This is a genomic window from Marinococcus salis (assembly GCF_054971365.1).
The window spans coordinates 82,636-98,678 of record NZ_JBQOJB010000006.1 but is presented as its reverse complement, the minus strand read 5'-3'; the positions used below and the strand labels follow the sequence as shown (position 1 = coordinate 98,678).

Here is a 16,043-nt window from a genome sequence, read left to right as displayed (position 1 = left end):
TTTAAAACTTACAGTACTTCCACAGGGTCCTTAGCCTTCATTGGCCGGGGCCCTTTTGCAAAATAATCTACAAAGGAGGAACAATAATGAGCAGAGTAACGATGATTGATATTTACAAACACCCAATTACTCAAAAGTATGTCCGCCGTTCCGGACTTGCCCATGCCATCCGTGTGGCTGATATAGCATTAGAGCTTGCCGGAGAACGAAACGTGGATGTTGATCTCGCTGTAAAAGCTGGTTTCCTGCATGATATGGGCCATTACCTTTTTTACAAAAATGGGAAATGGGACTTTGAAGAGTACCGGACGAACGACATTCATGCTATTAAGGGAGCAGAGCGGGCGCACAAGCTGTTAATCCGGCTCGGCGAAGAACCGGCTCGGGCAAAAGAAGTCAGTATGGCCGTTTTACTGCATACCGATTCGTATCTTCCGGCAGCTAATATCCAGCGCACTCCGCTGCAGCAAGTAGTTGCGGATGCAGATGAACTTGACGAAGAGCCGTCTGGAAGGCATCATTACCGGTCGATTACAGAAGAAGAAGCATTCACCCGCCTTCATTCTCTCGACGAACGCCTTGGGCGTGCTGTTTCGGAAGCTATGCATTCATAAAATGAAAAGAACCCGCCTTCACGCAGGAAGGCAGGTTCCGTGTCTACATATTTTATTTTTCATTGTTTTTTACGTAATAAAACAAGCTGCTCATATCTTTTTTCCCGAATCCTTCGCGATCTGCTCCTTCAAACAATGAAAGTACCTCTCTTCCCGCTCTTGGAGAAATTCCAACACGATCGCTCATTTCTTTAGCCAGGCCGAGATCCTTCAAAAGCAGTTCAAGCGCAAATCCAGGCTCTTCTTTATTGTCATGAAGAAATTCTGTATAGTGACGGTCATAGATTTTACTCTGCCCCATGCTGTTAGTAATAACGGAATGAAGCATTTCCAGATCAACTCCGGCTTTTTCGGCCATTGTTAACCCTTCGCTTACCGCTGCGGTATGCATACCTACCATAAACTGGTTAATCAATTTCACTTTGGTGCCTTTACCGATACTGCCAGCATACGTAATATTTTTGCCTACCGCTTCAAAAATTGGCCCCGCTTTTTCAAAAGCTTGTTCGCTCCCGCCAACCATGACAGCAAGCGTTCCTGCTTCTGCTCCCGTTGTTCCACCGCTGACCGGAGCATCCAGATAATCCACGCCTTTTTGAGCTGCCTCTGCTTCAATTTTTTCATGCAGCTCTGCCGACACCGTACTGAAGTCGATGACGAGAAGTCCCTGCGAAGCATTCGTAATTACCCCGTTTTCACCGAGCATCATCTCCTCTACATGCTCTGGTTTCGGCAGGCAGGTCATGACGACATCCATTTGCCCAGCTGCCTCAGCCGGAGTGATGCCGGTAGTGCCCCCGGCTTTTTGAAAGCGATCTTCCTTTTCGTTTCCTTTGTTGATTCCGTATACGTCAAATCCTTTATTCAAAATATTAATGGCCATCGGCATGCCCATGTTTCCAAGGCCGATGAAAGCAGCTTTTTTCATAAATACTATTCTCCTTTCGTCCAGACATGCGAGTTCATATCCCACTCATGCATGTGATAATCCCGGGCGCCAAGCTGTATGTAAGGATCCTGTTCAACTATTTTCCGTACAGCCTCCTCTTCTTCTCCGCGGTACATGATTAAACCTCCGGCTCCATCAACAAAACGCCCATAAGCCAGCACATTCCCGTTCAGTTCTTCATCCTCAAGAAACTTCAGGTGCTGGGAACGGAACTTTTGCGATTTTTCTTCGTCTTTCATTGTAAGCAGTACAGCAAATATCTTCATAGTAGCCCTCCTTTGAAGTCTTTCTATTTTATTATAGACGTTGTCCTCCAATATTTACATAGATGAAGGGGTTTTCACGCAGCTTCCTTTTGACCTTCCGGGCAAGTTAAGGTACACTAACCCTGTTCTAAAGCGTTTTAAGCTGAAATTATTGTTAGAGAGGGGACCCCATCATTGGTCTTTGTATTCTTTTTTATAGCGGCTGTTGTTACAGTTATCGCTGCCACTAAGCTGTCTTCGTACTCTGATATTATCAGCGAAAAATCTTCTCTTGGCGGCATGATGGTCGGTACTCTTTTACTTGCTGGAGCCACTTCCCTGCCGGAAGTTACGACGAGTTTAACGGCTGTATTTCTGGATAATCCGGATATTGCCGTAGGCAACGTGCTTGGAAGTAATTTATTTAACATTCTTATTATTGCTGTATTTGATATTTTTTACCGCCGAAGAAGGCTGTTCAACCGAGTTTCCCCAGGGCATACATATACAGCCGGACTTGGAGCGCTGCTTGCTTTTGTCACGGGAGCAGCTTTTCTTCTTCAGCTGTCCTGGAATATTTTTGGTGTCGGTGTTGATGCGCTCGCCCTTTTAATTTTTTATGCAGTCGGGATAGTCTGGGCAAACCGCCAGAATGAAGGGGTTATTCCAGACGAAGAAGAAGAAGAGGTGCCAAAGCCGAATCTTTCACTGCGCCAGGCTGGAATTGGATTTATTATCGCTGCTTTATTCACCTTGGCCGCTGGTACAGTCCTCACGACCACCGGCGACCAGATCGCTGTAATAACAGGCCTGGGCTCAAGTTTTATCGGCAGTTTTTTAATAGCTGCTTCAACCTCCCTGCCTGAAGCAGTTTCTGTTTATGTAGCGATGAAGCTGAAAAACTACAATCTGGCGCTGGGTTCTATTTTGGGAAGCAACTTGTTCAATTTAACCCTGCTTGCCCTGAGTGATATTTTTTACAGAGGAGAACCAATCATTTCCGCAGCAAGCCGGACAAACCTGGTGACTTCTCTCGGCATTACGCTTCTTGCTGCCATAGTATTTTACGCGGTCCTGCGAGGCAGCAAGCGGAAAACACCAGCCTTCTATCTCTGGCCTTCCATCACCCTTGTCATTGTTTACTTTATCGCCTCCTACTTAACCTTTATCGGCCTGGGGGCTGAGTGGTGATGAAGCCATGAAAAGCAGCCTTCGTCTGTGGATGCTTATAACAGCTCTATTGTGGATAGCAGCGCTTGCCCTGCAGGCTCGCTTCGGAGGATTTCCCGCCTGGCCGGGATTTATTCTCTTTATCGTACTCGTTATTGAGTGGTCCGCCCTTCTTGTTCTTAAATATAAAAATCAGCGGAAGTAAGTTTTGGATGAAAGGATGTATAATATGAAAACCGTTTTTTCCGGTGTCCAGCCGAGCGGAACACCTACCATCGGCAATTATCTGGGAGCAATCAAACATTTTGTCGATTTACAGAAGGACTACCGCAGTTTTTTCTGCATTGTAAACCAGCACGCTATCACAGTGCCTCAAGGTAAGCAGGAGCTGCAGCACAACACTCGGAGTCTGGCAGCATTGTATATCGCCGCCGGCCTCGATCCTGAAAAAGCAACGATTTTTATTCAATCGGAGGTTCCTGCCCACGCCCAGCTTGGCTGGATGCTTCAATGCATTGCCTATATCGGGGAGCTTGAACGCATGACCCAGTTTAAAGACAAGGCTGAAGGACGCTCAGGAGTGCCCGGCGCTCTTTTGACTTACCCGCCGCTGATGGCAGCAGACATTCTTTTATATGGTACAGATATTGTTCCCGTCGGTGAAGACCAGAAGCAGCATCTGGAACTGACACGGACGCTCGCTGAACGTTTCAATCAGCAATACAATGATATCTTCACCGTTCCGGAAACAAAAATTGCCGGAAACGGGGCAAGGATTATGTCTCTGCAGCATCCGGATAAGAAAATGAGCAAATCTGATTCCAATCAAAAAGCTTTCATCTCTATGCTTGATGATGAAAAGACGATCATGAAGAAAATGAAAAGCGCTGTTACGGATTCGGGACGGGAGATCCGCTATGATACTGAAAATAAACCCGGAGTAAGCAACCTCCTTACTATTTACGCTATTTCTAAAAACATCAGCATCGAAGAGGCGGAGCAAAAGCTCAGCTCAGAAAGCTACGGCTCTCTTAAAGAAGAGACCGGTGCCGCTGTTGCTGATATTCTCGTGCCGCTTCAGGAGCGCCACGCAGAACTGATGGCGTCTTCAGAGCTCGATGAGATATTAGATCAAGGGGCAGAAACGGCCCGCCTGGCCTCCTCCAAAATGCTTGCAAAAGCAGAGCGTGCTATGGGCCTTGAACGAAAGAAAAGGTAGAAGCTCCCAAGCCGGGAGCTTTTATTTTTTCCTTCCCGGGTATTAGTATAGAGGAAATATATCTCGCACCTGGAGGGTCGAAAGTGACTGTACGAGAAGAAAAACAAAAACAGCTGCGCGAGCTGCTTAAACAATCTGAGGAGCTGCAACAGTCCATCAACCAGCTGGCCCGGGAACTTGCAAATGAAACCCGGGTGCTGCAGGTTCATTTATACAAGGAGCAAAAAGACCAGCTTGAAGATATTACCCGGTATTTTGACGAAGTGAATATGGTGGCCGACCAGACCCGGCCTGAAGCCATTCTTACCATGGCGCTCAATCACTTCCACAGTCATTTGATGCATGTAAAAAACAGCGACTAAGGAGGCAGCTGCCATGGATGTAATTTTAACCCACCGCCATATGGATTTTGACGCTCTCGCTTCTGCTGTAGCTGCTTCCAGGCTTTATCCGGAAGCCCGTCTCGTTCTGCAGGAGGATCAATCCGAAGAAGTTAATGAATACCTGGCGCTTTTTAAAGATGAATTTCCATTTGTGTCCTCCCGCCATATCGATTGGAATGATCTGCATACAGTAATTTTGACTGATGTCTCCGAACCGGACCGGGCCAGGGACGGACTCACTTTTTCCTCAGCACCGCACTGGATTATTTATGACCATCATACAAACAAAAAAGTGCCTGGGTCACCGGAAGCAGCAATCGATGCAAGGATCGAACCAACAGGCGCTGCCGTCACCATTCTTATTGAAGAACTAATACAGCGCCAGCTCTCTCTTACTCCAACCGAGGCCACTCTGTTAGCTCTTGGGTTATATACCGATACCGGATCGCTCGTCTACCCGAGTACAACGCTTAGAGATCTGCAGGCTGCAGTATTTTTAATGGAGCAGGGCATGAATTTAGATACTGTGGGTCAATATATGGAAGAGTCTCTTTCTCCGGATCAGCAGTATGCTCTACGGGCATATCTCGGAGCAGCAGAGATCATCGAACGCGAAGGACTTCAGCTTTTAATCACAAAATTTGATGCCGGCGACAAGCACATCGGCGGCTTGAATACCGTTACTTCGAATTTGATAGAAACAACCGGTGCTAGCGCTGTCATTACCTTGACCAAAGCCCAGGGAAAAATATTCGTTATCGGCCGATCGGCTACCGACCGCATTCATCTCCCGGATATCTTAGCCCCTTTTGGCGGTGGCGGACATTCCCGGGCCGGGTCTGCCACCATCAAAGATCAGCTGCTTGATGATGTTTATGACCAGATTAAATCACAGCTCCAGGCTGCAGTAGGACGTTCCATTACTGCAGAAGAACTAATGAGCAGGCCGGTGAAGACGTTAAAACCTGAAACGACCATCAAAGAAGCAGAAGGTATGGTACTCCGCTACGGCCATAGTGGCTTCCCGGTCGTAAACGACCAGTATGAATTGGCAGGCATTATTTCCCGCCGCGATATTGATAAAGCAATGCATCATCAGCTGGGGCATGCTCCTGTTAAGGGATACATGAGCTCTAATTTGCATACCGCGTCCCCACACCACCGGTTTGAAGAACTGCAGCAGCAGATGGTTCAGCATAACGTTGGCCGGCTGCCCATTATCGACCGCCGCGGGGCGTTAATCGGCCTCGTTTCGCGCAGTGACATCATTGCCCGCCTTCGTGAAGATTCTACTGCCTCTGAAACGGTCAATATGGAAGAAAACATGCGCATGACTCTGCCTGATTCGATTCAGCGGTGGCTTCGGGCAGTCGGTGAAGAAGGCGCCCGGCAGCATTTGCGCACCTATTTAATTGGCGGCGTCGTTCGCGACATTATTCTACAGAAGGGCAATGAAGATATAGATATTGCTGTCGAAGGCGACGGCATTGCCTTTGCTTCAGATATCGCTTCCAAGTGGAACGGTGAAATTCATAAGCACGAAGCTTTTGGAACTGCTACAATTACTTGGCCGGACGGATTAAAAATGGACATCGCAAGCTCACGCACCGAATTTTATGAAAAGCCCGGCTCCCTGCCGGACGTGGAAAGTTCTACCTTAAAAGAGGACTTATTCCGGCGGGATTTTACGATTAACGCTATGGCTCTTGCCCTTCATCCTGAAGAGTTCGGGAATCTCATTGACCATTTTTCCGGGCTCGAGGATTTAAAACGAGGGTCTATCCGGGTGCTGCACAATTTAAGCTTTGTGGAGGACCCCACCCGCATTCTTCGGGCTATCCGCTTTGAACATCGCTTTGATTTTGCTATGGATCATGAAACCGAAGCTTTTATTGCCCAGGCGGTTAACGCTATTCATGCGTTGTCGACAGACAGAATACTGGCTGAATTTCAGCGACTCACAGCTGAAATGCCTCCTGCCCAGCTATTTCACCGTCTCCAGAAGCTAGATGTTTTATCTGCCTTTCTGCCTGGAGCGGTCTGGGATAATACGGCAGAACGATTGCTTCCTTATATCACCAGTCTTCAATCCTCTTTGTTCATGACCCTGCTGCCATTGTTTCTTCAGGAAAGCGGGCGGGTGCTATCAGCTGGGCGGGTGGCCGTACGGAAACAGGATAAACAGCTGGTCCGGCATGTGCATCACCTGCTCGATGAAAGCTGGGCACTCTCTATTGAAAGACCCGGAGATTTTCACCGGATAGCTGCGCATGTCTCCCCTCTTTCAGTTGACATCGCTGTTTACTGCCTTGAATACAGTGCCCGGCAGCCGGAAAAAGCGTCTTTGCTCAGACAATACCAGGAGAAATGGCAAGAGCTTCCCTCCTGGATTTCCGGCGCTGACCTTCGGCGCCTCGGGCTCCGCCCCGGACCGCTCTATAAATTCATTATCAGTGAAACCGAAAAAGCCATTATTAATGAAGAAATCACTTCTTCCCAGGAAGCGCTCAATTACGCGGAAGCTCTTATTCACAGCTGCCAGCCCTAAGTGCATAAAAAAACCCGGGCGCTTTGCCCGGGCTCTTTTTATGCCTTCCATTTTTTAAATGCCAGGGTAGCGTTATGCCCCCCAAATCCAAAGGTGTTGCTGAGAACAGCCTGAATGTCGCCTTTACGGGATTCGTTCGGCACGTAATCAAGATCGCATTCCGGATCCGGCTCGTGCAGATTAATGGTCGGCGGTACTACATTATCTTTTAACGATAGAATACTGAAAATGGCTTCAATTCCCCCGGTTGCTCCAAGCAGATGGCCGGTCATGGATTTCGTCGAGCTCATCCATACGTGGTCCGCGTGGTCTTTAAACACTTTACGCACGGCAGTAGTTTCAAATTTATCATTGTACTGGGTGCTTGTGCCGTGAGCGTTAATGTACTGAATATCTTCTGCTTTAAGTCCGGCATCATCCATAGCCATCTGCATGGACCGCTGAGCCCCTTCGCCGTCCGGCGCTGGTGCCGTCAGGTGATAGGCGTCACCGGTGGAGCCGTAGCCCACGATTTCAGCATAAATTTCTGCGCCTCTCGCTTCAGCGGACTCCAGACTTTCCAGCATTAAGATGCCTGCTCCTTCACCCATCACGAACCCGTCCCGGTTTTTATCAAACGGACGGGACGCTGTGTCCGGGTCTTCATTCATGGTAATCGCTTTGGCGGAACTAAATCCGGCGATTGCCATTTTTGTGATCGGCGCTTCTGTCCCCCCGGTAATCATAGCATCAGCGTCGCCGCGCTGAATTACTTTATAGGCGTCTCCGATGGAGTTGGAGCCTGTAGCACATGCCGTAACCGTACAGGAATTCACTCCCCTGGCCCCTGTATAGATGGAAACCTGGCCGGAAGCCATATCCGGAATCATCATTGGCACAAAGAACGGGCTTACCCGTTTATAGCCACGCTCCATAAAATTTTGGAACTGGGTTTCATACGTTTCCATTCCACCAATGCCAGATCCAATCCATACACCAGTCCGAGCTGCATTTTCTTCTGTAATTGTGTAATCCGCATCTTCGAGTGCCTGCATGGAAGCAACAATTGCAAACTGGGTGAAGCGGTCCATTTTCCGAAGTTCTTTCTTTTCCAAATAAGCCGAAGGGTCAAAATCTGTGACTTCTCCCCCGATTTTCATCGGAAGCTCAGAAACATCCACCCTCTCAATAGCATTAATGCCGGATAATCCGTCGACAGCGTTTTTCCATGAGGATTCCACTGTCTGGCCTAACGGGTTGACTGTTCCCATTCCCGTTACAACCACTCGCCTGTTTTCATTCATGCCACTCTCTCCTTTGTTATCTTCCGCATTTTCCTGTATATTCTCCAGGCCTATGTACCGAATCAGACTGGATATTTTCATTAGTCTGGCAATAATTTTATACGAATAGGGCACAGTTGTCTACTTTCTGCACGCCGTTTTGTTCATATAACCTTTATTCCTTTACAAACGACCGGTGATAGGTCCATTCAGCGATTAACGCTCCTATAATGGCTGTAAGAACAGCTGTCGTCTGGCTGCCCTGAAAAAAATAAACGATGCCTGAATATACAGCAATTAATACACAGATAAAAATAATTACCCCTGCCACAGCACGCTGCATTGTCATGTCATCCCTCCCGCTTCTTACCGCCTTCCCGGCAATTATACAAGCAGGCATCTGCTAATCCAAGTGATTATCCTCCTTTCTTCTCACAAAAGAAACCGCCCCTGTGTACAGGAACGGTTACCCGGTCTAGCTAATGACTGAAGCGAGTATTGCCTTTTGCACGTGCAGCCTGTTCTCCGCTTCATCATAAACGGCTGAATGAGGGCCGTCGATGACCGACGCCGCCACCTCTTCTTCCCGGTGTGCGGGAAGGCAATGCAAAAAGATATAGTCCTTTGCTGCATTTGCTGTCAGTTCTTCAGAAATCATAAAGCCTTTAAAAGCCGCGAGGCGTTTCGCCTGCTCTTCTTCGTATCCCATGCTTGTCCAGACGTCCGTATAAATAACGTCCGCTCCTTCTGCTGCTTCTTCAGGGTCCCTGGTGCGGGTGACTGAAGCTCCGGACTGCTCCGCGGCCTGTTCAATCTGCTTCCAGACTCCCGGATCTGGGCCATATCCTTCCGGCGCTGCGAGCACCGCATCCATCCCCATTTTCACGCTTGCTATCATCCAGGAGTGAGCAACATTGTTCCCGTCGCCAATAAAGGCGCTTTTTAAGCCCTGAAAGCTTCCCTTTTGCTCCTGCACAGTTAACAAATCGGCAAGCGCCTGACACGGATGGTATAAATCAGTGAGAGCATTGATCACCGGTACATCCGCATGATCTGCGAGTGCTTCCACTTTCCCGTGGTCGTTTGTCCGAATCATTAAAGCATCCACGTACCTTGAGAGCACTTTGGCTGTATCTTTGATCGGCTCCCCGCGGCCGATCTGCATGTCCCGGGGGCTCAGAAATAAGGAATGGCCGCCCATCTGGGTCATTGCTACCTCAAAGGATACGCGGGTCCTCGTCGACGCATTTTCAAAAATCATTCCAAGGGACCGGTGCGCGAGATGGGTATAATATGCTCCAGGGTTGTTTTTCATATCTGCTGCCAGTTCAAGCAGCTGCTTGATTTCCTCCGCAGAAAAATCAAGCAGTGTTAAGATACTCTGCTGCTGCAGATTTGAGGCAGGATTATTCAGGTTCGTTGCCATTTGTTACACTCCTTTTTCGGACAAAGCGTAATTTTGCAGCCATGATTCAATTGGGGCAGGCAGCTCTGGTGCTCCCTGAATCGCCTGGACCATCACACTTAGCGTACGTGCATTCGTTACAATTGTTTTACGTTCAATTAATGCTTTTTGGCGGCGCTCTTTGCCTGTTTTATGGCCCACCTCCGGGATACTGATAAAAGCTGAAGCATCCTCTGAGTGAATCCATTCATCAAACGGTATTTGCTGCGGGAACACTAATGTGTAACCCATGCCTTCGAGTTTGTCCAGGGACGGCTTTGCTTTGTCGTATTCCCCGGCAGCAATTTCGCAATAGACACTTCCAGTTTTTTTAAACAGAAGAGGCACCTGGGTTTCTGACCATGCAAATGCTTTCTGGAAAGCCCCGGAAAGATCTTTGGATATACCGATCAGCTCCCCGGTGGATTTCATTTCTGCTTCCAGTACCGGGTCGAGTCCGCTTAATTTATCGTTGGAAAAGACCGGAGCTTTCACTGTGTAATAGCCCGGCTCCTCATGAAGGCCCGCTTCTTCCATCCATGTTTTAAGTGAATGGCCAAGCAGCAGATGCACCGCCCCTTCGATCACTTTTTCTCCGGTGATTTTGGCAAAGACCGGCACTGTCCGCGATGCTCTTGGGTTTATTTCAATTACGTACAATTCACCGGCTTCGTAGACGAACTGGATATTAAAAATACCGTGAAAATCCATGCCTTCCGCAATTTTCTGCGTATAGTCCACCAACAGCTGCTTTACCTCTTCGCTAATGCTGAACGGAGGAGTCACAGCCATCGAATCGCCTGAATGAACGCCCGCTTCCTCCACGTGTTCAAATATACCAGGTATCCATATGTCTTTGCCGTCTGTTAATACATCCACCTCAAGCTCTGTGCCCGGCTTGTAGGAATCAATTAATATTGGGTATTCAATATCGTTGGCCGGATCTTCAATATACTCCACCAGTTCTTCTTCTTTGGTCGCAATTGCCATGCCGCGGCCGCCAATTACATAGGAAGGCCGGAGAAGCACCGGATAGCCGATTTCTTCCGCCTGCTTCAGCGTTTCATCTCTGCTGCGGCCGGAAACTCCGGGAATATGAGGCACGTTTACCTGCTGCATAAACTGGTAGAAACGGTCCCGGTCTTCCAGCTGGTCGATAATATCAGACGTCGTCCCCAGCACTTCCATCCCTGCTTGTTCAAGCGATTCAGTCAGCGCTATGCCGGTCTGGCCGCCAAGCTGCACAATCACTTTTGTTACTTGCTCTTCCTTTGCCACGTGAAGCACATCTTCGGCTGTGAGTGGTTCAAAATACAAATGATCTGCCATTTCAAAATCGGTGCTTACCGTTTCAGGATTGTTGTTTACTATTACGGCTTCGTAGCCTGCCTCCTTCAAGGCACGTGCTCCGTGCACCGAGCAATAGTCAAATTCAATGCCCTGTCCGATACGGATCGGGCCTGACCCGAGGACGAGCACTTTGTTTTCTGTTGGCTCGGCCTCACGGTCGCTTTCCTTATACCAGCTTGAATAATAATACGGTGTTTCTGCAGTAAATTCTGCTGCACACGTATCGACCATATGGTATGAAGGAAACATATTTAACTGCTCCCGCAGCTGAAGTATTTCTTTTGTTCCGACGCCGGAGAGCGTATGCAGCTGTTCGTCCGTAAAGCCAGCCTTTTTCCATGAGAGCAACTGGTCTTCGCTCCACTGTCCCCATGGAAGCGCCGCAATGTCTTTTTCTTTTTGAATAAGAGCTGAAAATGTTCTGAGAAAAAAGTACTGAATGCCTGTCTTTTTGTGGATCGTTTCCATATCCCCGTCCCGGCGGAGCCACTCCATAATATAAAAGAACCGCTTGTCGTCCTGCTTTAGTATCGCAGGCAGTATATCTTCATCCGGCACTTCCCTGCATTCCGGCAGAGCCAGCCCGTCATGCTTGATCTCAAGCGACCTTACCGCCTTCTGCAGAGCGGCCTCAAGATTTCTTTCGATGGCCATGACCTCTCCGGTTGCCTTCATCTGTGTGCCAAGCGTGCGGTCAGCGTAGGAAAATTTATCAAATGGCCAGCGCGGAAATTTGACTACTACATAGTCCAGTGCGGGTTCAAAGCTTGCATACGTATGTCCGGTGACCGGGTTTAACAGTTCATGGAGGTGATACCCGATGCTGATTTTGGCGGCCATACGGGCAATCGGATAACCGGTTGCTTTAGAAGCAAGCGCGGAGGAACGACTGACCCTTGGATTCACTTCAATTAAATAATACTGCTTGCTGGCAGGATCGAGTGCGAACTGAATATTACATCCGCCTACAATCCCAAGCGCCCGGATAACTTTTAACGAAGAGCTCCGAAGCATCTGATACTCTACGTCTGTCAGCGTCTGGGACGGAGCCACCACAATGGAGTCTCCGGTATGGACTCCTACTGGATCGATGTTCTCCATGTTGCATACGGTGATGCACGTGTCATTTGCATCCCGCATTACTTCATACTCAATTTCTTTGAAGCCGGCAATGCTTTTCTCCACCAGACATTGATGAATTGGGCTTGCTTCAAGCCCTCCTTCGATGATGTAGCTAAGCTCGCTTTCATTTTGGGCGATACCGCCGCCGCCGCCGCCAAGCGTGTAAGCGGGTCGCACGATAATTGGATAGCCTGTTTTTTCTGCAAACGCCAGTGCTTCTGCTTTTTTCTCCACAATCTCACTTTCAGGCACTGGCTCTCCGAGCTCGTGCATGAGAGCACGGAATGCTTCTCTGTCCTCTCCCTGCCGGATGGAGTCGATCGGGGTACCAAGAAGCTCCACCCCGTACTTTTCAAGCGTCTGCTGTTCGGAAAAAGCAAGTGCAAGGTTTAGTCCGGTCTGGCCGCCAAGGGTGGCGAGTACCCCATCCGGACGCTCCTGTTCAATGATCCGTTCCACTGTTTCTACAGTAAGCGGCTCAAAATATACCTTGTCGGCACAGGTGTCATCTGTCATCACAGTCGCCGGGTTGTTATTCAACAGGATGACTTCGATATCTTCTTCCCGCAGCGCCAGGCAGGCCTGGGTACCTGAATAGTCAAATTCTGCAGCCTGCCCAATGACGATTGGGCCGGAGCCGATCACCAATACTTTGTTTATATTTTTATCTCTAGGCATAGGTGGCTTCTCTCCCTTTATTCTCTATCGTTTCCAAAAATTCATCAAAAATCTCTTCGCTGTCTGCCGGCCCTGGATGGGCTTCGGGATGAAACTGTGCTGTCATGATTGGAAATTTTGTATGCACCATGCCCTCTACCGAGCCATCATTGACGTTTTTATATTTTATCTGGAAGGAGTCTTTCGGCAAGGATTCATCCGTAACGACATAGCTGTGGTTTTGAGAACTCATAAAAACTTTGTTTGTTTTCAGGTCCTGCACCGGCTGATTCGCACCGCGATGGCCAAAGCGCAGCTTCTCCGTATCTCCGCCGAAAGCCAGCGCAAGTAGCTGATGACCCAGGCAGATTCCTAATGTCGGATAGGTTGTGGCAAGCTCCTTATACGTACTCAAATAATGCTCAAGCTGTTTGGGGTTGCCTGGGCCATTGGAAAATAGGAGGCCATCGGGAGCCAGATTTTCAATAGTTTGTTTCGGCGTATCGTAAGGCACGATCGTCACTTTGCACCCTTTTTTGTTCAGCTGATCCACCATCGACTGTTTGTAGCCAAAATCCATCACCACTACGTGCCGGTCGCCGCTGCCGACCGTTATCTGCTTATCCACCGTTACAGTTTCAATCACATCACGCTCGCCGAGCGGCTCATACGCTCCAACGTTTACGGAATCCGGATCACCAGTCATAACAGCACCCATATCTCCCTTTTCCCGGATATTTTTGACGAGCGCCCGGGTGTCTACATTTTCCATAACAGGGATTCCAGCAGCAAGTGCTGCTTCTGCAAGCGTCTGGTCGCCTTCGTAGTGTCCTGAAGTACTGCATGCTTCACTAACAACAATACCCGCCGGCTGTGGCTGCGTGCTTTCATTGTCGGTTGGATTCACACCGTAATTTCCAATCAGGGGGTAGGTAAAAACCACTATCTGTCCATGAAAGGAAGGATCAGTCATTACTTCCTGGTAGCCGGTCATTCCTGTAAAAAATACAATTTCCCCATACGTATCCGGAAAGGCTTGCTGCCAGCTGCCTTCAAATATTTCGCCTGTTTCCAACTTTATATAACTTTTCATTTACAAACCCTCCTGGTACGCTTTTATTTTTCAAGCACTTCTCTCAGCGCTGCTGCGGCTTTTTCCAAGTCATTTTTTGAAATTGTCAGTGGTGGCAGAAGTCTCAGCGTGTTAGGCCCTGCAGCGATTAGCAGAAACCCTTTTTTCTGCATGGCGAGTACATAAGGTGCAGCACTATCATTAAGCTCGATGCCGATCATAAGCCCCGGCCCGCGTATTTCTTTCACCGACGGCAGGGAGGCTATTTTTTCTTCAAGCAGGCCCGTGAAAAAGCGTCCTTTTTCTGCTGCCATCTTCGGGGCATTGATGCTCATCAGCTTTTGAAGTGTCCCCTCTACCGCTGCCATGGCAAGCGGATTTCCACCAAATGTAGATCCATGGGCTCCGGGACCAAAGGCTTCCTGTAAATATTGTTTGCCAATCATCGCTCCCACCGGGAAGCCATTTCCAAGTGCTTTTGCTGTCGTAACGATATCGGGATTTACACCTGCCTGCTCATACGCAAACATTGTACCGGTACGGCCGAGTCCCGTCTGTACCTCATCTAGGATCAAAAGGGCTCCGTACTGCCTTGCAAGCTCTGCGGCTTTTTGGATAAATGCATGTTTTCCTGGAATGACGCCGCCCTCGCCCTGCACCGGCTCAAGCATAATTGCTGCAGTATCCTCGTCCACAGCTTTCTCCAGCGCATTCACATCGTTATACGGTAAATATTCAAAGTTCTCGAGCATGCGGCCAAATCCCTGATGAATGGCGTCCTGGCCGGTTGCTGCCATGCTTCCGTATGTCCGTCCGTGAAAAGACTGGACAAAGCTTTGGATTTTCTTACGCCCCGTGTATTTTCTGGCGCATTTTATAGCTGCTTCGTTTGCCTCTGTACCACTGTTTGCAAAAAACACAAGATCCCCGCCCGTAAGCTCCGTTAAAAGCCCGGCCGCCCGCTCCTGCTGTTCATATTGAAAAAAGTTGGAGCCGTGCCATCCAGCATGCAGCTGTTTCTCTACGTGCTTTATAACATCAGGATCCCCATGGCCAAGGTTCAACACGCTGATGCCGGCCATCAGATCTGTATATTTATTACCTTCTTTATCTGTTACTGTACACCCTTCTGCATGTGAAAAGGTGAGTTCCCATCTTTTATACGTTTCAAATAAATGCGATTTTTGTTCTGTCTGCTGCATTGTTATCTTCCTTTCAAGTCAGGGCCTGGACCTGTTCTCTGATTATTGCCGTTCCTTTCAGCTTTCCATTTGCTTGATCTGTGTGACCGTCCGCCCCGGCAATAACGACCTTTTCCAGGTCGCCAGTCAAACTTGCCGCAGCTGCCTGCACTTTCGGTATCATCCCGCCGTAAATCTCTCCGTCGTAAATGAGCTGTTCAAGCTTTTCTACCTGTATATAGTCGGCTTTGCTTCCATCGATGAGCACTCCCTCAACGTCTGTAATAAACAGAAGCTCTTTTGCGCCTATTGCCTGAGCGACAGCGGAAGCAGCCGCATCAGCATTCACATTTAGTTTTTTGCCGTTTTTATCAGCTGCAATCGGAGCTATTACTGGGACAAACCCATTTTCAATCATAGACTTTATGCAGGCAGTATTGACGTTTACAACCTCCCCGACGAGTCCAAGGTCCTGATCAGCCACCTGTTCTGCTTCAATCAGCCCCCCGTCAACACCGGACATGCCAAAAGCCCGGGTACCGGTGGTTTGAAGAGAAGAAACGAGGGCTTTATTCACTTTTCCAGAAAGAATCATTTCTGCCACTTCGAGTACTTCTGGGGTTGTTTTTCTCAAGCCGTTTACAAACTCACACTCAATCTGCATCTGTTCAAGCATACGGTTGATTTCAGGGCCTCCCCCGTGCACAAGAATTGGATTCATTCCTGTTTCTCTCATAGCAGCTATACTTTTGAAAAATTCTGCTGTGAGCTTGTTCACCGTCGAACCTCCGCATTTGACTACAGTGATGTTCTCCACGCTCATCTCC

Annotated in this window: 14 protein-coding genes; 5 read left to right on the top strand and 9 right to left on the bottom strand. The window is 48.6% G+C overall.

The features are described from left to right. Positions 1–86 precede the first annotated feature (86 nt). Positions 87–614, top strand: a complete 528-nt coding sequence (locus tag ACTTK6_RS07685) for an HD domain-containing protein (RefSeq protein ID WP_094908498.1) — start codon at positions 87–89, stop codon at positions 612–614. Between the two features lie 52 nt (positions 615–666). Here ACTTK6_RS07685 and ACTTK6_RS07680 read toward each other — a convergent pair whose 3' ends face one another. Then, a complete protein-coding gene (locus tag ACTTK6_RS07680; RefSeq protein WP_094908497.1) occupies positions 667–1,542 on the bottom strand; it encodes an NAD(P)-dependent oxidoreductase in 876 nt (291 codons plus the stop codon). Positions 1,543–1,547: 5 nt separating this feature from the next. Next, on the bottom strand, positions 1,548–1,829 hold the full coding sequence (locus ACTTK6_RS07675) for a YciI family protein (protein ID WP_079475894.1): 282 nt from the start codon (positions 1,827–1,829) through the stop codon (positions 1,548–1,550). A gap of 174 nt (positions 1,830–2,003) precedes the next feature. On the opposite strand from ACTTK6_RS07675, the gene ACTTK6_RS07670 reads away from it, so the two are divergent. The 4 genes from ACTTK6_RS07670 (at position 2,004) to ACTTK6_RS07655 (ending at position 7,128) form a co-directional block, all read left to right on the top strand. Then, entirely contained in the window at positions 2,004–2,999 is a 996-nt protein-coding gene (locus ACTTK6_RS07670; protein ID WP_094908496.1) for a sodium:calcium antiporter, read from the top strand. 208 nt (positions 3,000–3,207) lie between these two features. After that, positions 3,208–4,197, top strand: coding sequence for a tryptophan--tRNA ligase (gene trpS, locus ACTTK6_RS07665; protein WP_079475892.1), 990 nt, complete (start codon positions 3,208–3,210; stop codon positions 4,195–4,197). 83 nt (positions 4,198–4,280) lie between these two features. Beyond that, on the top strand, positions 4,281–4,559 hold the full coding sequence (locus tag ACTTK6_RS07660; RefSeq protein ID WP_462833107.1) for a hypothetical protein: 279 nt from the start codon (positions 4,281–4,283) through the stop codon (positions 4,557–4,559). A gap of 13 nt (positions 4,560–4,572) precedes the next feature. Further along, a complete protein-coding gene (locus tag ACTTK6_RS07655; protein ID WP_462833106.1) occupies positions 4,573–7,128 on the top strand; it encodes a CBS domain-containing protein in 2,556 nt (851 codons plus the stop codon). A gap of 38 nt (positions 7,129–7,166) precedes the next feature. Here ACTTK6_RS07655 and fabF read toward each other — a convergent pair whose 3' ends face one another. From fabF to argB, 7 genes are all read right to left on the bottom strand, one after another. Beyond that, positions 7,167–8,411 (bottom strand): beta-ketoacyl-ACP synthase II, encoded by a 1,245-nt coding sequence (fabF, locus tag ACTTK6_RS07650; RefSeq protein WP_462833105.1) that lies wholly within the window; start codon positions 8,409–8,411, stop codon positions 7,167–7,169. A 154-nt stretch (positions 8,412–8,565) separates the two neighbouring features. Continuing rightward, entirely contained in the window at positions 8,566–8,739 is a 174-nt protein-coding gene (locus ACTTK6_RS07645; RefSeq protein WP_462833104.1) for a hypothetical protein, read from the bottom strand. 126 nt (positions 8,740–8,865) lie between these two features. Beyond that, positions 8,866–9,816 (bottom strand): ornithine carbamoyltransferase, encoded by a 951-nt coding sequence (gene argF / locus ACTTK6_RS07640; RefSeq protein ID WP_079475888.1) that lies wholly within the window; start codon positions 9,814–9,816, stop codon positions 8,866–8,868. A gap of 3 nt (positions 9,817–9,819) precedes the next feature. After that, a complete protein-coding gene (locus ACTTK6_RS07635) occupies positions 9,820–12,984 on the bottom strand; it encodes a carbamoyl phosphate synthase large subunit (RefSeq protein ID WP_462833103.1) in 3,165 nt (1,054 codons plus the stop codon). Continuing rightward, positions 12,977–14,056 carry a carbamoyl phosphate synthase small subunit gene (locus ACTTK6_RS07630; protein ID WP_079475886.1) on the bottom strand — a complete coding sequence of 360 codons (1,080 nt, stop codon included), beginning with the start codon at positions 14,054–14,056 and terminating at the stop codon, positions 12,977–12,979. Before ACTTK6_RS07630 ends, ACTTK6_RS07635 begins: the two co-directional genes overlap by 8 nt. A gap of 23 nt (positions 14,057–14,079) precedes the next feature. Then, entirely contained in the window at positions 14,080–15,237 is a 1,158-nt protein-coding gene (locus ACTTK6_RS07625) for an acetylornithine transaminase (protein ID WP_462833102.1), read from the bottom strand. Positions 15,238–15,250: 13 nt separating this feature from the next. Further along, complete coding sequence (gene argB, locus ACTTK6_RS07620; protein WP_425320080.1) at positions 15,251–16,039, bottom strand: acetylglutamate kinase; 789 nt, start codon at positions 16,037–16,039, stop codon at positions 15,251–15,253. Positions 16,040–16,043 lie beyond the last annotated feature (4 nt).

Coding starts and splice junctions, on each gene's coding strand:
- ACTTK6_RS07685 (WP_094908498.1), top strand. CDS start 87: ATGAGCAGAGTAACGATGATTGATATTTACAAACACCCAATTACTCAA.
- ACTTK6_RS07680 (WP_094908497.1), bottom strand. CDS start 1,542: ATGAAAAAAGCTGCTTTCATCGGCCTTGGAAACATGGGCATGCCGATG.
- ACTTK6_RS07675 (WP_079475894.1), bottom strand. CDS start 1,829: ATGAAGATATTTGCTGTACTGCTTACAATGAAAGACGAAGAAAAATCG.
- trpS (WP_079475892.1), top strand. CDS start 3,208: ATGAAAACCGTTTTTTCCGGTGTCCAGCCGAGCGGAACACCTACCATC.
- ACTTK6_RS07655 (WP_462833106.1), top strand. CDS start 4,573: ATGGATGTAATTTTAACCCACCGCCATATGGATTTTGACGCTCTCGCT.
- fabF (WP_462833105.1), bottom strand. CDS start 8,411: ATGAATGAAAACAGGCGAGTGGTTGTAACGGGAATGGGAACAGTCAAC.
- ACTTK6_RS07645 (WP_462833104.1), bottom strand. CDS start 8,739: ATGACAATGCAGCGTGCTGTGGCAGGGGTAATTATTTTTATCTGTGTA.
- argF (WP_079475888.1), bottom strand. CDS start 9,816: ATGGCAACGAACCTGAATAATCCTGCCTCAAATCTGCAGCAGCAGAGT.
- ACTTK6_RS07635 (WP_462833103.1), bottom strand. CDS start 12,984: ATGCCTAGAGATAAAAATATAAACAAAGTATTGGTGATCGGCTCCGGC.
- ACTTK6_RS07630 (WP_079475886.1), bottom strand. CDS start 14,056: ATGAAAAGTTATATAAAGTTGGAAACAGGCGAAATATTTGAAGGCAGC.
- ACTTK6_RS07625 (WP_462833102.1), bottom strand. CDS start 15,237: ATGCAGCAGACAGAACAAAAATCGCATTTATTTGAAACGTATAAAAGA.
- argB (WP_425320080.1), bottom strand. CDS start 16,039: ATGAGCGTGGAGAACATCACTGTAGTCAAATGCGGAGGTTCGACGGTG.